Source organism: Salmonella sp. 2020_1395, assembly GCF_043848115.1.
Lineage (GTDB): Bacteria > Pseudomonadota > Gammaproteobacteria > Enterobacterales > Enterobacteriaceae > Salmonella > Salmonella enterica.
Genome location: NZ_JBCMFH010000009.1, coordinates 105,054 through 118,802, shown reverse-complemented (window position 1 = coordinate 118,802; position 13,749 = coordinate 105,054). Strand labels below are relative to the sequence as shown.

The window sequence follows — 13,749 nt, the reverse complement described above, 5'->3', positions numbered from 1 at the left end:
CGTTGACCTTTGTTACAATTAGATGCATTTTGAATTTTTGTGTGTTAGTGCTTGCTTACTTCACAACTTAACAAGGAATAGTTCAGGCCGCGAATTTGCCGTTTCCGCAACGCTGATAAAAACTCCAACTCTGTTGCGGCAGTGCAAACCTCAGATCACCGGCGTGACGTTAACCGATTCTCCAGGAATACTGAATGGAACTACTGACTCAATTGCTGAATGCCCTGTGGGCTCAGGACTTTGAAACACTGGCCAATCCTTCCATGATTGGCATGTTATATTTTGTGTTATTTATGATTTTGTTTCTGGAAAATGGGCTGCTCCCTGCCGCCTTTTTGCCTGGCGACAGCCTGTTGATCCTGGTCGGCGTGCTGATCGCCAAAGGCGCGATGGGTTATCCACAAACCATTTTGCTGCTTACCGTCGCGGCCAGCCTGGGTTGCTGGGTCAGCTATATTCAGGGCCGCTGGCTGGGGAATACCCGCACCGTGCAAAACTGGCTCTCTCATCTCCCCGCACATTATCATCAACGCGCCCATCACCTTTTCCATAAACACGGCCTGTCGGCACTATTGATAGGCCGTTTTATCGCGTTTGTCAGAACGCTGCTGCCCACCATTGCCGGCATATCCGGCCTGAATAACGCGCGCTTTCAGTTCTTCAACTGGATGAGCGGCTTGTTGTGGGTGCTTATCCTGACGTCGCTGGGCTATCTGCTGGGCAAAACGCCCGTCTTTATGAAGTATGAAGATCAGCTAATGTCATGCCTGATGCTGCTGCCCGTGGTGCTGCTCTTTTTTGGCCTGGCGGGTTCACTGGTCATGCTGTGGAAAAAGAAGTATGGGAGCCGGGGATAACTTATGCTTAAACCACGCATAACTGCCCGACAACTCATTTGGATCAGCGCTTTTCTACTGATGCTGACCATACTCATGATGACGTGGTCAACGCTGCGTCAGCAAGAGTCGACGCTGGCCATTCGCGCGGTTAACCTGGGCGCCAGTATGCCAGACGGCTTCTCAGTTCTGCATCATCTGGATGCGAACGGCATTCATTTTAAAAGCATTACGCCTAAAAATGACATGTTGCTCATTACCTTCGATTCCCCTGCGCAAAGCGCCGCAGCAAAAACAGTGCTTGATCAAACGTTACCACACGGTTATGTCGTCGCTCAGCAGGACGATGACAACGAAACGGTACAGTGGCTGTCCCGCTTACGGGAAAGCTCACACCGCTTTGGCTAATCTCCAGGAATCCGAATCATATCACTCACTTTGGTGATTTCATTGTTTAATGACTATGATTAATAAAGCGGTGTTTAACCCACCGCGTTATTATCGGGATCACCGCCCCGGACAACGGGTCCGAACATAAGGGAAAGTTCAGGAATGAAATACCGCATCGCTTTGGCTATCACGCTTTTTACACTTAGCGCCGGTAGCTACGCTAATTCGCTTTGTCAGGAAAAAGAGCAGGATATACAAAAGGAAATTAGCTACGCTGAAAAGCACAACAATCAGCGCCGTATTGAGGGTCTGAACAAGGCGCTCAGCGAAGTACGCGCCAATTGTACTGACAGCAAGCTGCGCGCCGAGCATCAGAAAAAGGTCGCTGAGCAAAAAGAAGAGGTAGCCGAACGCCAACGTGATTTAGCCGAGGCAAAAGCAAAAGGCGATGCGGATAAAATAGACAAACGTGAACGTAAGCTGGCCGAGGCTCAGGATGAGCTAAAAAAACTTGAGGCCAGAGACTACTAAATTAACGCCGAATGTAAATACTCACTCACCTGGAGAAAACTATGTCGAAAGATAACACTACGGAACATCTGCGCGCTGAGTTGAAATCCCTGACCGATACGCTTGAAGAAGTGCTGAGCTCTTCGGGCGAAAAGTCGAAAGAAGAGTTGAGTAAGATTCGTAGCAAAGCCGAGCGCGCGCTGAAAGAGAGCCGTTACCGCCTGGGTGAAACGGGTGATGTGATTGCCAAACAGACTCGCGTCGCCGCCGCCCGTGCCGATGATTATGTGCGCGAAAATCCCTGGACAGGCGTAGGCATTGGCGCCGCTGTCGGTCTGGTGTTGGGCGTACTGCTGACGCGTCGTTAATTATGGCGGACTCTCGACAGGCACAAGGACCAGGCAAAAGCGTACTGGGTATCGGGCAGCGGATTGTCACCATTATCGTTGAGATGGTGGAAACCCGGCTGCGACTGGCGGTAGTAGAACTGGAAGAAGAGAAAGCGAACCTCTTTCAGCTTTTGCTGATGGTAGGTCTTACCATGCTCTTCGCGGCGTTTGGCTTAATGAGCCTGATGGTTCTGGTCATCTGGGCTATCGATCCTCAGTACCGTTTGAACGCGATGATCGCTACCACAGTTGTGCTGTTAGTGCTTGCGCTAATCGGCGGCATCTGGACTTTGCGCAAAGCGCGTCAGTCCACGCTATTGCGCCATACGCGGCACGAACTGGCTAACGATCGGCAAATTCTGGAGGACGATCAGTCGTGAGCAGCAAAGGCGAACGCGAAAAACGTAAAGCGCTGCTTCTCAGTCAGATCCAGCAGCAACGGCTGGATCTGTCCGCCAGCCGTCGCGACTGGCTGGAGACCACCGGCGCGTACGATCGCGGCTGGAATACGGTGTTAAGCCTGCGCTCCTGGGCGCTGGTCGGTAGCAGCGTAATGGCCATCTGGACCATCCGTCATCCTAATATGTTGGTACGCTGGGCGAAACGCGGCCTGGGTATCTGGAGCGCCTGGCGCCTGGTAAAAACTACCCTCCGTCAACAACAGCTCCGCGGTTAATATCTTTTCTTTTATAGCATCGCGCCATCAGGTTATCACCTGGTGGCGCGATACTTTTATGCATATCGTCTCTTTAGCAATCACTCAAATTTTTTGAAAAAATTTGGCAATTTTCCTTGCTAACAATTCCTGCACGCCACGTTTATGATTCTCTCCAGCGATAACAATGATGCGCCAAACCGCGTCATTGCTCATGAAAATAGCAGCAGCCGCCGAATCGGCCCCCTGGAGAATAAAATGAAAAAATTAGAAGATGTTGGTGTACTGATAGCGCGTATTTTAATGCCAGTTCTGTTTATTACCGCAGGATGGGGAAAAATTAGCGGCTATGCGGGCACACAACAGTATATGGAAGCGATGGGCGTACCAGGATTCCTGCTGCCGCTCACCATACTGCTTGAGTTCGGCGGCGGTCTGGCGATTCTACTGGGGTTCCTCACCCGCACCACTGCGCTTTTTACCGCTGGTTTTACGTTGCTGACGGCATTGATCTTCCATAGCAATTTTGCAGAAGGTGTAAACTCGCTGATGTTTATGAAAAACCTGACCATTGCCGGCGGATTCTTATTACTGGCGTTAACCGGGCCTGGCGCGTTCAGCCTTGACCGTCTGCTGAATAAAAAGTGGTAAGCAATCTATACTCAATTAAAAAAGCGAGGGAATAGCGCCTCGCTTTTGTCATCTGAAGGAGAGAGACATGGGACAACTGATCGATGGCGTCTGGCACGACACCTGGTATGACACCAAATCTTCCGGGGGGAAATTTCAGCGTTCAGCGTCGGCTTTCCGCAACTGGCTTACCGCTGACGGCGCGCCCGGACCTTCCGGCGAAGGCGGATTCGCCGCAGAAAAAGATCGTTACCATCTGTACGTTTCCCTTGCCTGCCCCTGGGCGCATCGCACGCTCATTTTCCGTAAACTGAAAGGTCTGGAGCCGTTTATTCCGGTTTCCGTCGTGAATCCATTGATGCTGGAAAACGGCTGGACGTTTGATGATACTTTTCCGGCGGCCACCGGCGATACCCTCTATCAGCATGAATTTCTCTACCAGTTGTATCTGCACGCCGATCCACACTACAGCGGCCGCGTCACCGTACCGGTCTTATGGGATACAAAAAATCATACTATCGTCAGCAACGAGTCCGCCGAAATCATTCGTATGTTTAACTCCGCTTTCGATGGGCTGGGCGCTAAAGCCGGGGATTACTACCCCCCCGCGCTGCAAAGCAAAATTGACGAGTTAAACGGCTGGATTTATGACAACGTTAATAACGGCGTTTATAAAGCAGGCTTCGCCACCAGCCAGCAAGCGTATGATGAAGCGGTAGAAAAGGTGTTTACTGCGCTGGCGCGCCTGGAGCAGATTCTCGGACAGCACCGCTATCTGACGGGCGACCAGTTGACCGAGGCGGATATCCGCTTATGGACGACCCTGGTACGCTTTGATCCGGTTTACGCGACTCATTTCAAATGCGACAAATACCGAATCAGCGACTACCTGAATCTGTACGGTTTCCTGCGCGATATCTATCAAATACCGGGCATTGCTGAAACCGTTAATATGGACCATATTCGTCACCACTATTTCCGTAGCCATAAAACGATTAACCCCACAGGCATCATTTCTATCGGACCGTGGCAGGATCTGCTCGAACCTCACGGGCGCGACGTGCGCTTTGGCTAATTTCAGGCGTCCTCCGGGACGCCTTATTAATAAATACCACAAATATTTACCAACATTTCATTCGCGGCTATTCTTAGTTTGATTACTTTAAAAACAAGTGATTGAACCATTATTGAGGCGAAAATGGATTGGTATTTAAAGGTTTTAAAAAATTATCTGGGATTTGGCGGCCGCGCGCGACGCAAAGAGTACTGGATGTTTATTCTGGTCAATATCATCTTTACCTTTGTGTTGGGCCTGCTGGACGCCATGCTTGGCTGGCAACGCGCCGGGGGTGAAGGCGTTCTGACCACCATTTACGGCGTTCTGATCTTTTTACCGTGGTGGGCCGTGCAGTTCCGTCGTCTGCATGACACTGACCGCTCCGCATGGTGGCTACTGTTGCTACTTATCCCCATTATCGGCTGGCTTATCATCATCGCGTTCAACTGCCAGAATGGTACGCCAGGCGACAACCGCTTCGGCCCCGATCCGAAACGTTTTTCCTGATGGCGGCGCGGCGCCGCTTTTAAAGCGCCGCGCGCTATTTATTTTCCGGCGAATAGCTTAGGTATTTCCCGCAGGCACCAGGCTTTTGCCTCTCCCATACTGTCGCGCCGCCAGGCCATAATAATATCGATTTCGCTGGTCGATTCCGGGCTGACCACGCGTAGCCGCCCTTCGGCAATATCCTGTTCCACCATCGAATATGGCATGGTCGCGACGCCAAGCCCGGCCAGCAGCGCCTGACGTTTATCTTCAATCGTGCTTACCGTCAGACGTGGCTGCTTATCCAGCAGTTGCACCGTTAATACCGGCCGCTCGCGCGCGGTATCCGCTACCGCTACGCCGCGGTATTTAACCCGCGTCACTTCCGAAAGCGGCTCCGGCTCCTGATGAATAGGGTGGTCAGGCGCGGCGACATACACATTCATTAACGTATACAACTTACGGGAGTTAATTTCCGACGACGATCGAAAATGCATATCCGGAGCGATAACGATATCCGCCCGTCCCTGCTCAAGCCGCTCCCATGCGCCAGCCAGTACTTCGGTAATCAATGAAAGCTGCGTATTGGCTTTAGCAGCCAGCCGGTCGATCAGCGGAAAAAAAGCAGGCGTCGGTACCAGAGCTTCAGTGACCAGCGTCAGATGCGTTTCCCAACCGCGGGCCAACGCTTCAGCATCCGTCGTTAACTTGTCTGCCGCTTCCAGCAATACCCGCCCGCGTTCCAGCAGCATACGTCCGACGTTGGTGAATTTTGTACGATGGCCGGAGCGATCGAACAGTACAACGTCCAACTCTTCTTCCAGCTTCTGCATGGTGTAACTCAGCGCGGAGGGCACCCGCCCCAACTCATCAGCCGCTGCGGCAAAACTGCCCCGGCGGTCAATGGCGTCCATCACACGCAATGCTTCAAGCGTCAGCGCTCTCTCTTTAGCCATAACGTTCTCATTCAGGAAATTTGAACATACCGGGCAGAATATCTGGCTAACAATGCAGCGTCCAGCCCCTTAACATAAAAGGAAGTAAAGAGAGGTTAATAACGATGATTACGACCCGAACCGCCAAACAATGTGGACAGGCAGACTACGGATGGCTACAGGCCCGCTATACCTTCTCCTTTGGACACTATTTCGACCCTACACTGCTGGGCTACGCGTCGTTGCGCGTACTGAACCAGGAAGTGCTGGCGCCGGGCGCCTCTTTTCAGCCTCGAACTTATCCAAAGGTGGATATTTTAAACCTGATTCTGGACGGCGAAGCGGAATACCGCGACAGCGACGGCAACCATGTACAGGCTAAAGCGGGCGAAGCGCTACTGCTCGCCGCGCAGCCAGGCATTAGCTACAGCGAACATAATCTCAGCAAAGTTAAGCCGTTAACCCGAATGCAACTGTGGCTTGACGCCTGTCCTGAACGGGAAAACGCGCTGGTACAAAAAATCCCACTCCTGGCGGCGCAACAACAGCTTCTTGCCTCGCCCGACGGTGAGCAAAACAGCTTACAACTGCGCCAACAGGTATGGGTACATCATATTACGCTGGAGAAAGGCGAATCGCTTAATTTCCAGCTTCACGGGCCGCGCGCCTATTTGCAGTCGATTCACGGTACGTTCCACGCGATGACGCACAACGAAGAACGCGAGGCGTTAACCTGCGGAGATGGCGCATTTATTCGTGATGAACCTAACATTACGCTGGTTGCCGATACGCCGCTGCGCGCATTACTGGTAGATTTACCGGTGTAGTCAGCCAGAAAAGGAGTCGCAAGATGAGCAAAAAATCGGCGAAGAAACGTCAGCCCGTGGTAAAACCTGCCGTACAGGAGGCGATGAGCGCCACTGTGCCGCTGGGCTATGAAGAGATGCTAACCGAACTGGAAGCCATCGTGGCGGACGCCGAAGCCCGGCTGGCAGAAGAAGAGGCCGCAGCCTGAAATCATGCCGGATGGCGGCGCAAGCGCCCGCTCCGGCTGATAACAGGTAGACCCGATAAGCGCAGCGCCATCGGGCAGCACGCTGCCCCGACGACATGCCGGGGCGTTATTATTAATGCGCTTTACTGGCCATAATCTCGATGATCTGCTTGTCTGTCTGCTGCATTGAGCGACACGCCAGCGAACACAAATTCGCAATAGATTGTTCGACATTGTGCGCCACAATCCCTTCGTTTCCGGTCACCGCCGTATCATCCAACGCCATCAGTACGGCTTTCCACGCCGCCGACGCGCTGGTAGAGACTTTCATCGCGCAGCTATTCGACGCGCCATCGCAAATCATCCCGCTGACATCGCCGATCATACTGCTGATAGCCATTGCGATAGTGTCATAACGACCATCTATCAGCCACGCCATACCCGCCGCCGCGCCCATCGCCGCCGTGGTTGCCGCGCACAGAGCCGACAAACGCGGAAGCTGATGGTGAATATAGATAGCGCTCAAATGCGATAACATTAGCGCGCGCGCCAGGCGTTCGTCATCGGCGCCGACATGTTCAGCCACCACCATGACTGGCACCGTGGCGGTAATCCCCTGGTTGCCGGAGCCGGAGTTGCTCATCGCGGGCAACGTGGCGCCGCCCATTCTGGCGTCTGACGCCGCGCTGGTACGGATCAAAATCGCCGTGGAGAGATCTTTCGCCAGCAGACCGCGATCGCACTGTTTGGCCAGCGTCGAACCAATATGCAGCCCCCAGGAACCACGCAGTCCCTCCTGCGACAACGCGCCGTTTAGCCTGGCCGCATCGAGAATAAAGCGAATAGCGTCAAAGGGCACCGCATTCACAAACGCCAGGATCTCTTCCAGCGAGGTATGAGACAGCACTCCCAGTGGCGAGGTTTTTTCTTCTTCCTGCGCATTATCGGCCTGGGTAAATACCACGCCCTTGTCGGTTTCTATCCGCACAATATTTGTATGATCGCCGACGATCGTGACACATGCCCAGCTATCGCCGCTATACACTTTCGCCCGTGAAAACAGGATATCGTTACATGGCTCCTGCAACATCACTGCGACATGTCCGGCGGCCAGCATCGCTTTTGCATCGGCAACGGCTTTAGCGGAAGCGTCTTTTAGCACCTCCAACCCGGCTTTCGCATCACCGCCCAACGCGCCAAGCGCCGCGGCGATCGGTAGCCCTACCATTCCCGTTCCTGGAACGGTAACGCCCATACCATTTTTCATCAGATTAGGCGAAACCCACGCGTCAATGCGTTCAACTGTGCCGTCAAGTTCAGCCGCCGCCGCCGCTGCCGCCAGCGCCAGTGAAATTGGCTCAGTACACCCCAGCGCCGGTTTTACTTCTTCCTGTACGGCCAGGATAAAACTTTGCCACAATGGATTTATTTTAGATTCAAACATAACAACAACCTTAATCTCAGGTATATCAAGAGAATGCCAGGAACGGAGAAACGCATAGCAGCAGACCGGTAATAATAATCAGGTACAACGAAGCGCCTTTATATTTGTGCAATGCGGGAACCTTGTAGACCAACCATGCCGGAATTAAACAGCCCACCATACCGAAGATAGGGCTACAAATAGAGGTGAAGCTCAGTACCGGCGCGTTGAGCACAATGGCGCTCCAGGCCAGCAAAATAGCGAAAATCATAATGCCGCGCTGTACCAGATTTTCCTTAATCTTCTCGGCGGGCATTTTGCGGCGCAGGATATTCATCACAATGCCTTGCGTCGCTTCGCGGAATCCTAAGTAAACGCCAAAGAAGGCGGTCATGACGGCAAAGATGTTCAGAATTACGCTAACCACTTTGACCCAGCCTGCGCCATCGCCGCTAATAAATTGCGCGGCGATCGCCAGGGCGGAAATATTCTGCTCATAGGCTTTCACCGCTTCGTCATGCCCCATCGCCAGGGTAAAGGAAACCGCATAGAAAAAGACGGTAACGAACAGGACGCCAAACGCGATATTCATGGCGCGCAGCGCTTTATGACGTGCGACCTCAATAGATTTTTCGCGTGAACGGTAAGAGATCACCATTGGGCTTAACGTCTGGATAAACAAAATCGAGGTCAGCGTAAATGGCAGGGTAATAATGGCGTTTTTAATCAGCAGGGCCATCGGCGGCAGCGCGCCAATGTTATACAGATGCCACATACCCACCATGGAGACGCCCAGCGCCGCCACTACCAGTAGCTTGGTCAGCACCATGCCGGTGGAGATTTTGAACAGTAATTTTTCACCGCGTGAGGAAATCGCCACCAGGATGCAGATCAGCACCAGACCATAAAATGGACTATCGGAAAGCAATCCTTCCGTTACGCCGAAAGTATGCAGATAAGAGGCGCTGTCGTTAGTAATCGCCGTAGAATAGACGAACATCCAGATGACGAGCATCACAAAGTACAGCGCGCCTAATAAAATACCCCAGTTTTTGCCCAGATAGCCGCTGATCACGCTGGGGTAGTCTTTACATTCCGGGGATTCCGCCAGCGTATTAATAAACAGCCGCTGGAACAGGTACATGGCCGGATAGCCAATAATAGAAGAGAGTAAAAAGACCCAAAGTCCCATCAGGCCAACCTGGACAGGAAGAAAAACGATCCCTGCGCCAATCGCCATCCCGATACTCATAATGACCCAACCGGTGTCGGTACTATCAAATTTGATGGCTTCACGCCATTCGCTTTCTGTCATCCCTGCCCGACGCGCCGGGGCTGATGCGTCGAGGATTACGCTGGTATTACTTGCCGATTCCATAAAATTCTCGCTCAATGTGTAGGTAGAGGTTTTTTTTATTTTTCGTGCCGCAGCAAGGCGATATGCAGAACGTGAGGTGCAGGTACTTTCTTGTAATAAGAAAATCATACGCGCACGATAAGAGAAAAACTTACCAATAAAACGCCTGCATTTCTTGTGGGTTAAGAATTCTTTTCTATTTACTATTGGTTTAATGTTGTTATTTTCTCTATTTGACGCGTATCACAACAAAAAAGGGCGCACTTTGGTGCGCCCTTTTCTCAACTTCTGTCTTCTACGTTATCCCATAGCCTGCTCACTCTGCGCCTGTCGGGCCTATCCACAAACGACTTTAATCGCCAGACCGCCGCGCGACGTCTCGCGATATTTGTCGTTCATGTCTTTACCCGTTTCGTACATGGTTTCGATTACTTTATCGAGCGAAACCCGCGGTTCAGAGGTACGGCGTAGCGCCATTCGCGCCGCATTTACCGCTTTAACGGCGTTAATCGCATTACGTTCAATACAAGGGATTTGTACCTGACCCGCCACCGGGTCACAGGTGAGGCCAAGGTTATGCTCCATCGCAATTTCCGCCGCAATACAGACCTGCGCCGGGCTGCCGCCCAGCAGTTCTGTCAGCCCCGCCGCCGCCATCGAACACGCGACGCCAACCTCACCCTGACACCCCACTTCCGCGCCGGATATCGAGGCGTTCATCTTGTACAGCATGCCAATTGCCCCCGCCGACAGCAGATAACGGGCGATAGAGTTGGCATTGACCGGACGACGGAATTTGTCGTAATAGGCCAGCACCGCGGGAATAATGCCGCACGCGCCGTTGGTCGGCGCGGTGACCACTCGCCCACCCGCCGCGTTCTCTTCGCTCACGGCCAGGGCGAACATGTTAATCCAGTCGATGACGTTCATCGGATCGCGGGAGAGATTATCGCTGGAAACCAGCAGACGCCGTAACGCTACCGCGCGGCGTGGAACGTTCAGCGGCCCCGGCAGCACGCCCTCAGTATTCATGCCACGTTCAATTCCGGTCGCCATCACCTGCCAGATGCGGGCAAAGCCAGCGTCAATCTGCTCTTTGCTCCGCAACGCCAGTTCATTTTGCATCATCAGGCCGGAAACCGAGAACCCCTGTCTTTCACACAGCGTCAACAGTTCGCTGGCGGAATGAAAATCATACGGCACCGATTTTTCTACGTCGTGCGACTGGCCAAAGCGTTCCTCTTCGACAATAAAGCCGCCGCCAATAGAGTAATACGTTTTGTGTAAAAGCGGCGTTTGCCCGTGCCAGGCGGTAATTCGCATACCGTTTTCATGGCGCGCCAGGGTTTCAGCGTGAAAGAGAATACTGTCGGCGACGGGAAAATCCACCACATGCGCGCCACCCGCCACCGATAAACGGCTGCTGCGGGCAACCTCCTGGATAAACGCCGGAATGCTATCAATATTGACATCCTGCGGCGTATTGCCCGCCAGGCCCATAATGACGGCGGTATCGGTCGCGTGGCCTTTTCCCGTCAGCGATAGCGATCCGTAAAGATCAACCGTGATGCGCGTCGTTCGCGGCAGGTCGCCGCTGTCGATCAGCCGATCGATAAAACATTTTCCTGCATTCATTGGCCCTACGGTATGGGAGCTTGAAGGTCCAATGCCAATCTTAAAAATATCAAATGCGCTAATCATATCTCCCCCTAAGATTACCGTTCAGTGAAGATCCGTCGCGGGGCGATCCACACGATCGCCCCGTTCACGTTACATCGCCTGAGTAAAGGTGCGCGAAATAACGTCCTGTTGCTGTTCACGCGTCAGCGCATTGAAGCGCACGGCATAGCCGGAAACGCGGATCGTCAGGTTCGGGTAGTTTTCCGGATGTTCAATCGCATCCAGCAACATTTCACGGTTCATGACATTGACGTTCAGATGCTGCCCGCCTTCTACCTGTGCTTCATGATGGAAATAGCCGTCCAGCAGGCCGACCAGATTGGTTTTCCGCACCGCATCTTCTTTCCCGAGCGCCGCAGGCACAATCGAGAAGGTGTACGAAATACCGTCTTTGGCGTAGGTAAACGGCAGTTTCGCCACCGACGTCAGCGAGGCTACCGCTCCTTTGCGGTCACGACCGTGCATCGGGTTCGCCCCCGGCGCGAACGGCGTTCCGGCGCGGCGTCCATCCGGCGTATTGCCAGTCTTCTGCCCGTACACGACGTTCGAGGTGATGGTCAAAATGGACTGCGTCGGCACCGCATTGCGATACGTCGGCAACACGCTAATTTTTTGCATAAAGCGTTTCACCAGGTCGCAGGCGATGCTGTCCACGCGCTCATCGTTGTTGCCGTACTGCGGATACTCGCCTTCAATAGCGAAGTCGATGGCAAGGCCATTTTCGTCGCGAATCGGTTTCACCTGAGCGTACCTGATGGCGGACAGGGAATCCGCCGCCACCGACAGTCCGGCGATGCCGCACGCCATCGTCCGATACACATCACGGTCGTGCAGCGCCATCAGCGAAGCTTCATAGCTGTACTTATCGTGCATGTAGTGAATGATGTTCAGCGCGCTAATGTACTGCACCGCCAGCCAGTCCATAAAATGGTCGAGGCTCTCCATTACCGTGTCGTAATCCAGCACCTCATCCGTTAACGGCGCGGTTTTCGGCCCAACCTGGATTTTCAGTTTCTCATCAACGCCGCCATTGATAGCGTACAGCAACGTTTTGGCAAGGTTGGCGCGCGCTCCGAAGAACTGCATCTGCTTACCGATGACCATCGGGCTGACGCAACAAGCGATGGCGTAATCGTCGCTGTTAAAGTCGGTACGCATTAAATCGTCGTTTTCATACTGCAAAGATGAGGTCACGATGGAGACCTGCGCAGCATATTTTTTGAATGCCACCGGCAACGCTTCAGACCACAGTATGGTCAGGTTCGGCTCCGGCGCTGGCCCCATCGTGTGCAGGGTATGCAGATAACGGAAGGAGTTCTTCGTCACCAGCGTGCGGCCATCGAGCCCCATCCCGCCAATAACTTCGGTGGCCCAGATCGGATCGCCGGAAAAGAGCGAATCAAATTCCGGCGTGCGCAGGAAGCGCACCATGCGGATCTTCATGATGAAATGGTCGATCAGTTCCTGCGCCTGCTGCTCTGTCAGAAGGCCCGCGTTGAAATCGCGCTCAATGTAGATATCAAGGAACGAGGCGGTTCTTCCCAGCGACATTGCACCGCCATTTTGCGATTTTACCGCCGCCAGATAAGCGAAGTAGAGCCACTGTACCGCTTCCTGCGCGTTCCGCGCCGGGCGGGAGATATCATAGCCGTATTTCGCCGCCATCTCTTGCATTTGCAGCAGCGCGCGACGGTGCTCCGCCAACTCCTCACGCAGGCGAATCGTCGCCTCAAGATTCTGTCCCCGCTCCAGATTCGACTGCAGGTCGGCGAATTGCAGCTCGCGTTCGCGCACCAGATAACGGATGCCATACAGCGCGACGCGGCGATAATCGCCAATAATGCGCCCGCGACCATAACCATCCGGCAAACCGGTTAATACGCCGGATTTACGGCAGCGCAGCATATCCGGCGAGTAAACATCGAATACGCCCTGATTATGGGTTTTCCGCAGGTCGGTAAAGGTATATTCAAAATCGGCGTCCATTTCGCGGCCATAAGCGTGGAATGAACTTTTAATCATGTTAACGCCGCCAAACGGATGCAAAGCGCGTTTAAGCGGCTTATCCGTTTGTAAACCGACGATTTTTTCCAGATCTTTTTCAATATACCCCGCATCGTGCGCGGTAATCGTCGTCGCGATGTTGGTATCGAAATCCACCGGCGCATGGGTCGCGTTCTCGATACGTATTCCCGCCATCACCTTTTCCCACAACGCCGTGGTCGCTGGCGTCGCGTCGGCGAGAAAAGATTCATCCCCCTCATAGGGCGTATAGTTATGCTGAATAAAATCACGGACATTAATTTCTTCTTTCCAGTCCGTACCTTTAAAATCACGCCATGCTTCGGCATACAGCATATCGCTGGTATCGATATTTACCTTCATGAAAAATAATCTCTCTACAGAA

16 protein-coding genes are annotated in these 13,749 nt (G+C 53.1%); 11 read left to right on the top strand and 5 right to left on the bottom strand.

Annotation, left to right across the window (positions count from 1 at the left end; all coding sequences use genetic code 11):
* Window positions 1-194 precede the first annotated feature (194 nt).
* The 9 genes from yqjA (at window position 195) to ACH0WD_RS16285 (ending at window position 4,974) form a co-directional block, all read left to right on the top strand.
* A complete protein-coding gene (yqjA, locus tag ACH0WD_RS16325) occupies window positions 195-857 on the top strand; it encodes a DedA family general envelope maintenance protein YqjA (RefSeq protein ID WP_000422143.1) in 663 nt (220 codons plus the stop codon).
* 3 nt (window positions 858-860) lie between these two features.
* Window positions 861-1,244: an EnvZ/OmpR regulon moderator MzrA gene (gene mzrA / locus ACH0WD_RS16320; protein WP_000917514.1), complete on the top strand. Its 384-nt coding sequence runs from the start codon at window positions 861-863 to the stop codon at window positions 1,242-1,244.
* A 144-nt stretch (window positions 1,245-1,388) separates the two neighbouring features.
* Window positions 1,389-1,757: a DUF1090 domain-containing protein gene (locus tag ACH0WD_RS16315; RefSeq protein ID WP_000877300.1), complete on the top strand. Its 369-nt coding sequence runs from the start codon at window positions 1,389-1,391 to the stop codon at window positions 1,755-1,757.
* Between the two features lie 41 nt (window positions 1,758-1,798).
* Window positions 1,799-2,104: a YqjD family protein gene (locus ACH0WD_RS16310; protein ID WP_000031219.1), complete on the top strand. Its 306-nt coding sequence runs from the start codon at window positions 1,799-1,801 to the stop codon at window positions 2,102-2,104.
* Between the two features lie 2 nt (window positions 2,105-2,106).
* On the top strand, window positions 2,107-2,505 hold the full coding sequence (locus ACH0WD_RS16305; RefSeq protein ID WP_000785626.1) for a phage holin family protein: 399 nt from the start codon (window positions 2,107-2,109) through the stop codon (window positions 2,503-2,505).
* Window positions 2,502-2,801 carry a YqjK-like family protein gene (locus tag ACH0WD_RS16300; RefSeq protein ID WP_000095496.1) on the top strand — a complete coding sequence of 100 codons (300 nt, stop codon included), beginning with the start codon at window positions 2,502-2,504 and terminating at the stop codon, window positions 2,799-2,801. The genes ACH0WD_RS16305 and ACH0WD_RS16300 overlap by 4 nt, the downstream gene beginning before the upstream one ends.
* Before the next feature lie 237 nt (window positions 2,802-3,038).
* Window positions 3,039-3,431 carry a DoxX family protein gene (locus ACH0WD_RS16295; RefSeq protein WP_001592732.1) on the top strand — a complete coding sequence of 131 codons (393 nt, stop codon included), beginning with the start codon at window positions 3,039-3,041 and terminating at the stop codon, window positions 3,429-3,431.
* A 67-nt stretch (window positions 3,432-3,498) separates the two neighbouring features.
* A complete protein-coding gene (locus ACH0WD_RS16290; protein ID WP_000531167.1) occupies window positions 3,499-4,485 on the top strand; it encodes a glutathione S-transferase family protein in 987 nt (328 codons plus the stop codon).
* A gap of 123 nt (window positions 4,486-4,608) precedes the next feature.
* Entirely contained in the window at window positions 4,609-4,974 is a 366-nt protein-coding gene (locus ACH0WD_RS16285) for a DUF805 domain-containing protein (protein ID WP_000384139.1), read from the top strand.
* Between the two features lie 38 nt (window positions 4,975-5,012).
* On the opposite strand, the gene yhaJ is transcribed toward ACH0WD_RS16285, so the two are convergent.
* On the bottom strand, window positions 5,013-5,909 hold the full coding sequence (gene yhaJ, locus ACH0WD_RS16280; RefSeq protein WP_001041026.1) for a DNA-binding transcriptional regulator YhaJ: 897 nt from the start codon (window positions 5,907-5,909) through the stop codon (window positions 5,013-5,015).
* Between the two features lie 104 nt (window positions 5,910-6,013).
* Here yhaJ and ACH0WD_RS16275 point away from each other — a divergent pair, with 104 nt between their 5' ends.
* On the top strand, window positions 6,014-6,715 hold the full coding sequence (locus tag ACH0WD_RS16275) for a pirin family protein (protein WP_000633549.1): 702 nt from the start codon (window positions 6,014-6,016) through the stop codon (window positions 6,713-6,715).
* Window positions 6,716-6,738: 23 nt separating this feature from the next.
* A complete protein-coding gene (locus tag ACH0WD_RS16270) occupies window positions 6,739-6,903 on the top strand; it encodes a hypothetical protein (RefSeq protein WP_000039326.1) in 165 nt (54 codons plus the stop codon).
* 112 nt (window positions 6,904-7,015) lie between these two features.
* Here ACH0WD_RS16270 and ACH0WD_RS16265 read toward each other — a convergent pair whose 3' ends face one another.
* The 4 genes from ACH0WD_RS16265 to pflB form a co-directional block, all read right to left on the bottom strand.
* The gene (locus ACH0WD_RS16265; RefSeq protein ID WP_000463070.1) at window positions 7,016-8,326 is read right to left on the bottom strand and encodes a serine dehydratase subunit alpha family protein; all 1,311 of its coding nucleotides are present in this window, start codon (window positions 8,324-8,326) and stop codon (window positions 7,016-7,018) included.
* 25 nt (window positions 8,327-8,351) lie between these two features.
* Window positions 8,352-9,683: an amino acid permease gene (locus tag ACH0WD_RS16260; protein ID WP_000443189.1), complete on the bottom strand. Its 1,332-nt coding sequence runs from the start codon at window positions 9,681-9,683 to the stop codon at window positions 8,352-8,354.
* Between the two features lie 315 nt (window positions 9,684-9,998).
* On the bottom strand, window positions 9,999-11,363 hold the full coding sequence (gene tdcG, locus ACH0WD_RS16255; RefSeq protein WP_000622082.1) for an L-serine ammonia-lyase: 1,365 nt from the start codon (window positions 11,361-11,363) through the stop codon (window positions 9,999-10,001).
* 69 nt (window positions 11,364-11,432) lie between these two features.
* On the bottom strand, window positions 11,433-13,727 hold the full coding sequence (pflB, locus tag ACH0WD_RS16250; protein WP_000867317.1) for a formate C-acetyltransferase: 2,295 nt from the start codon (window positions 13,725-13,727) through the stop codon (window positions 11,433-11,435).
* Window positions 13,728-13,749: the final 22 nt, after the last annotated feature.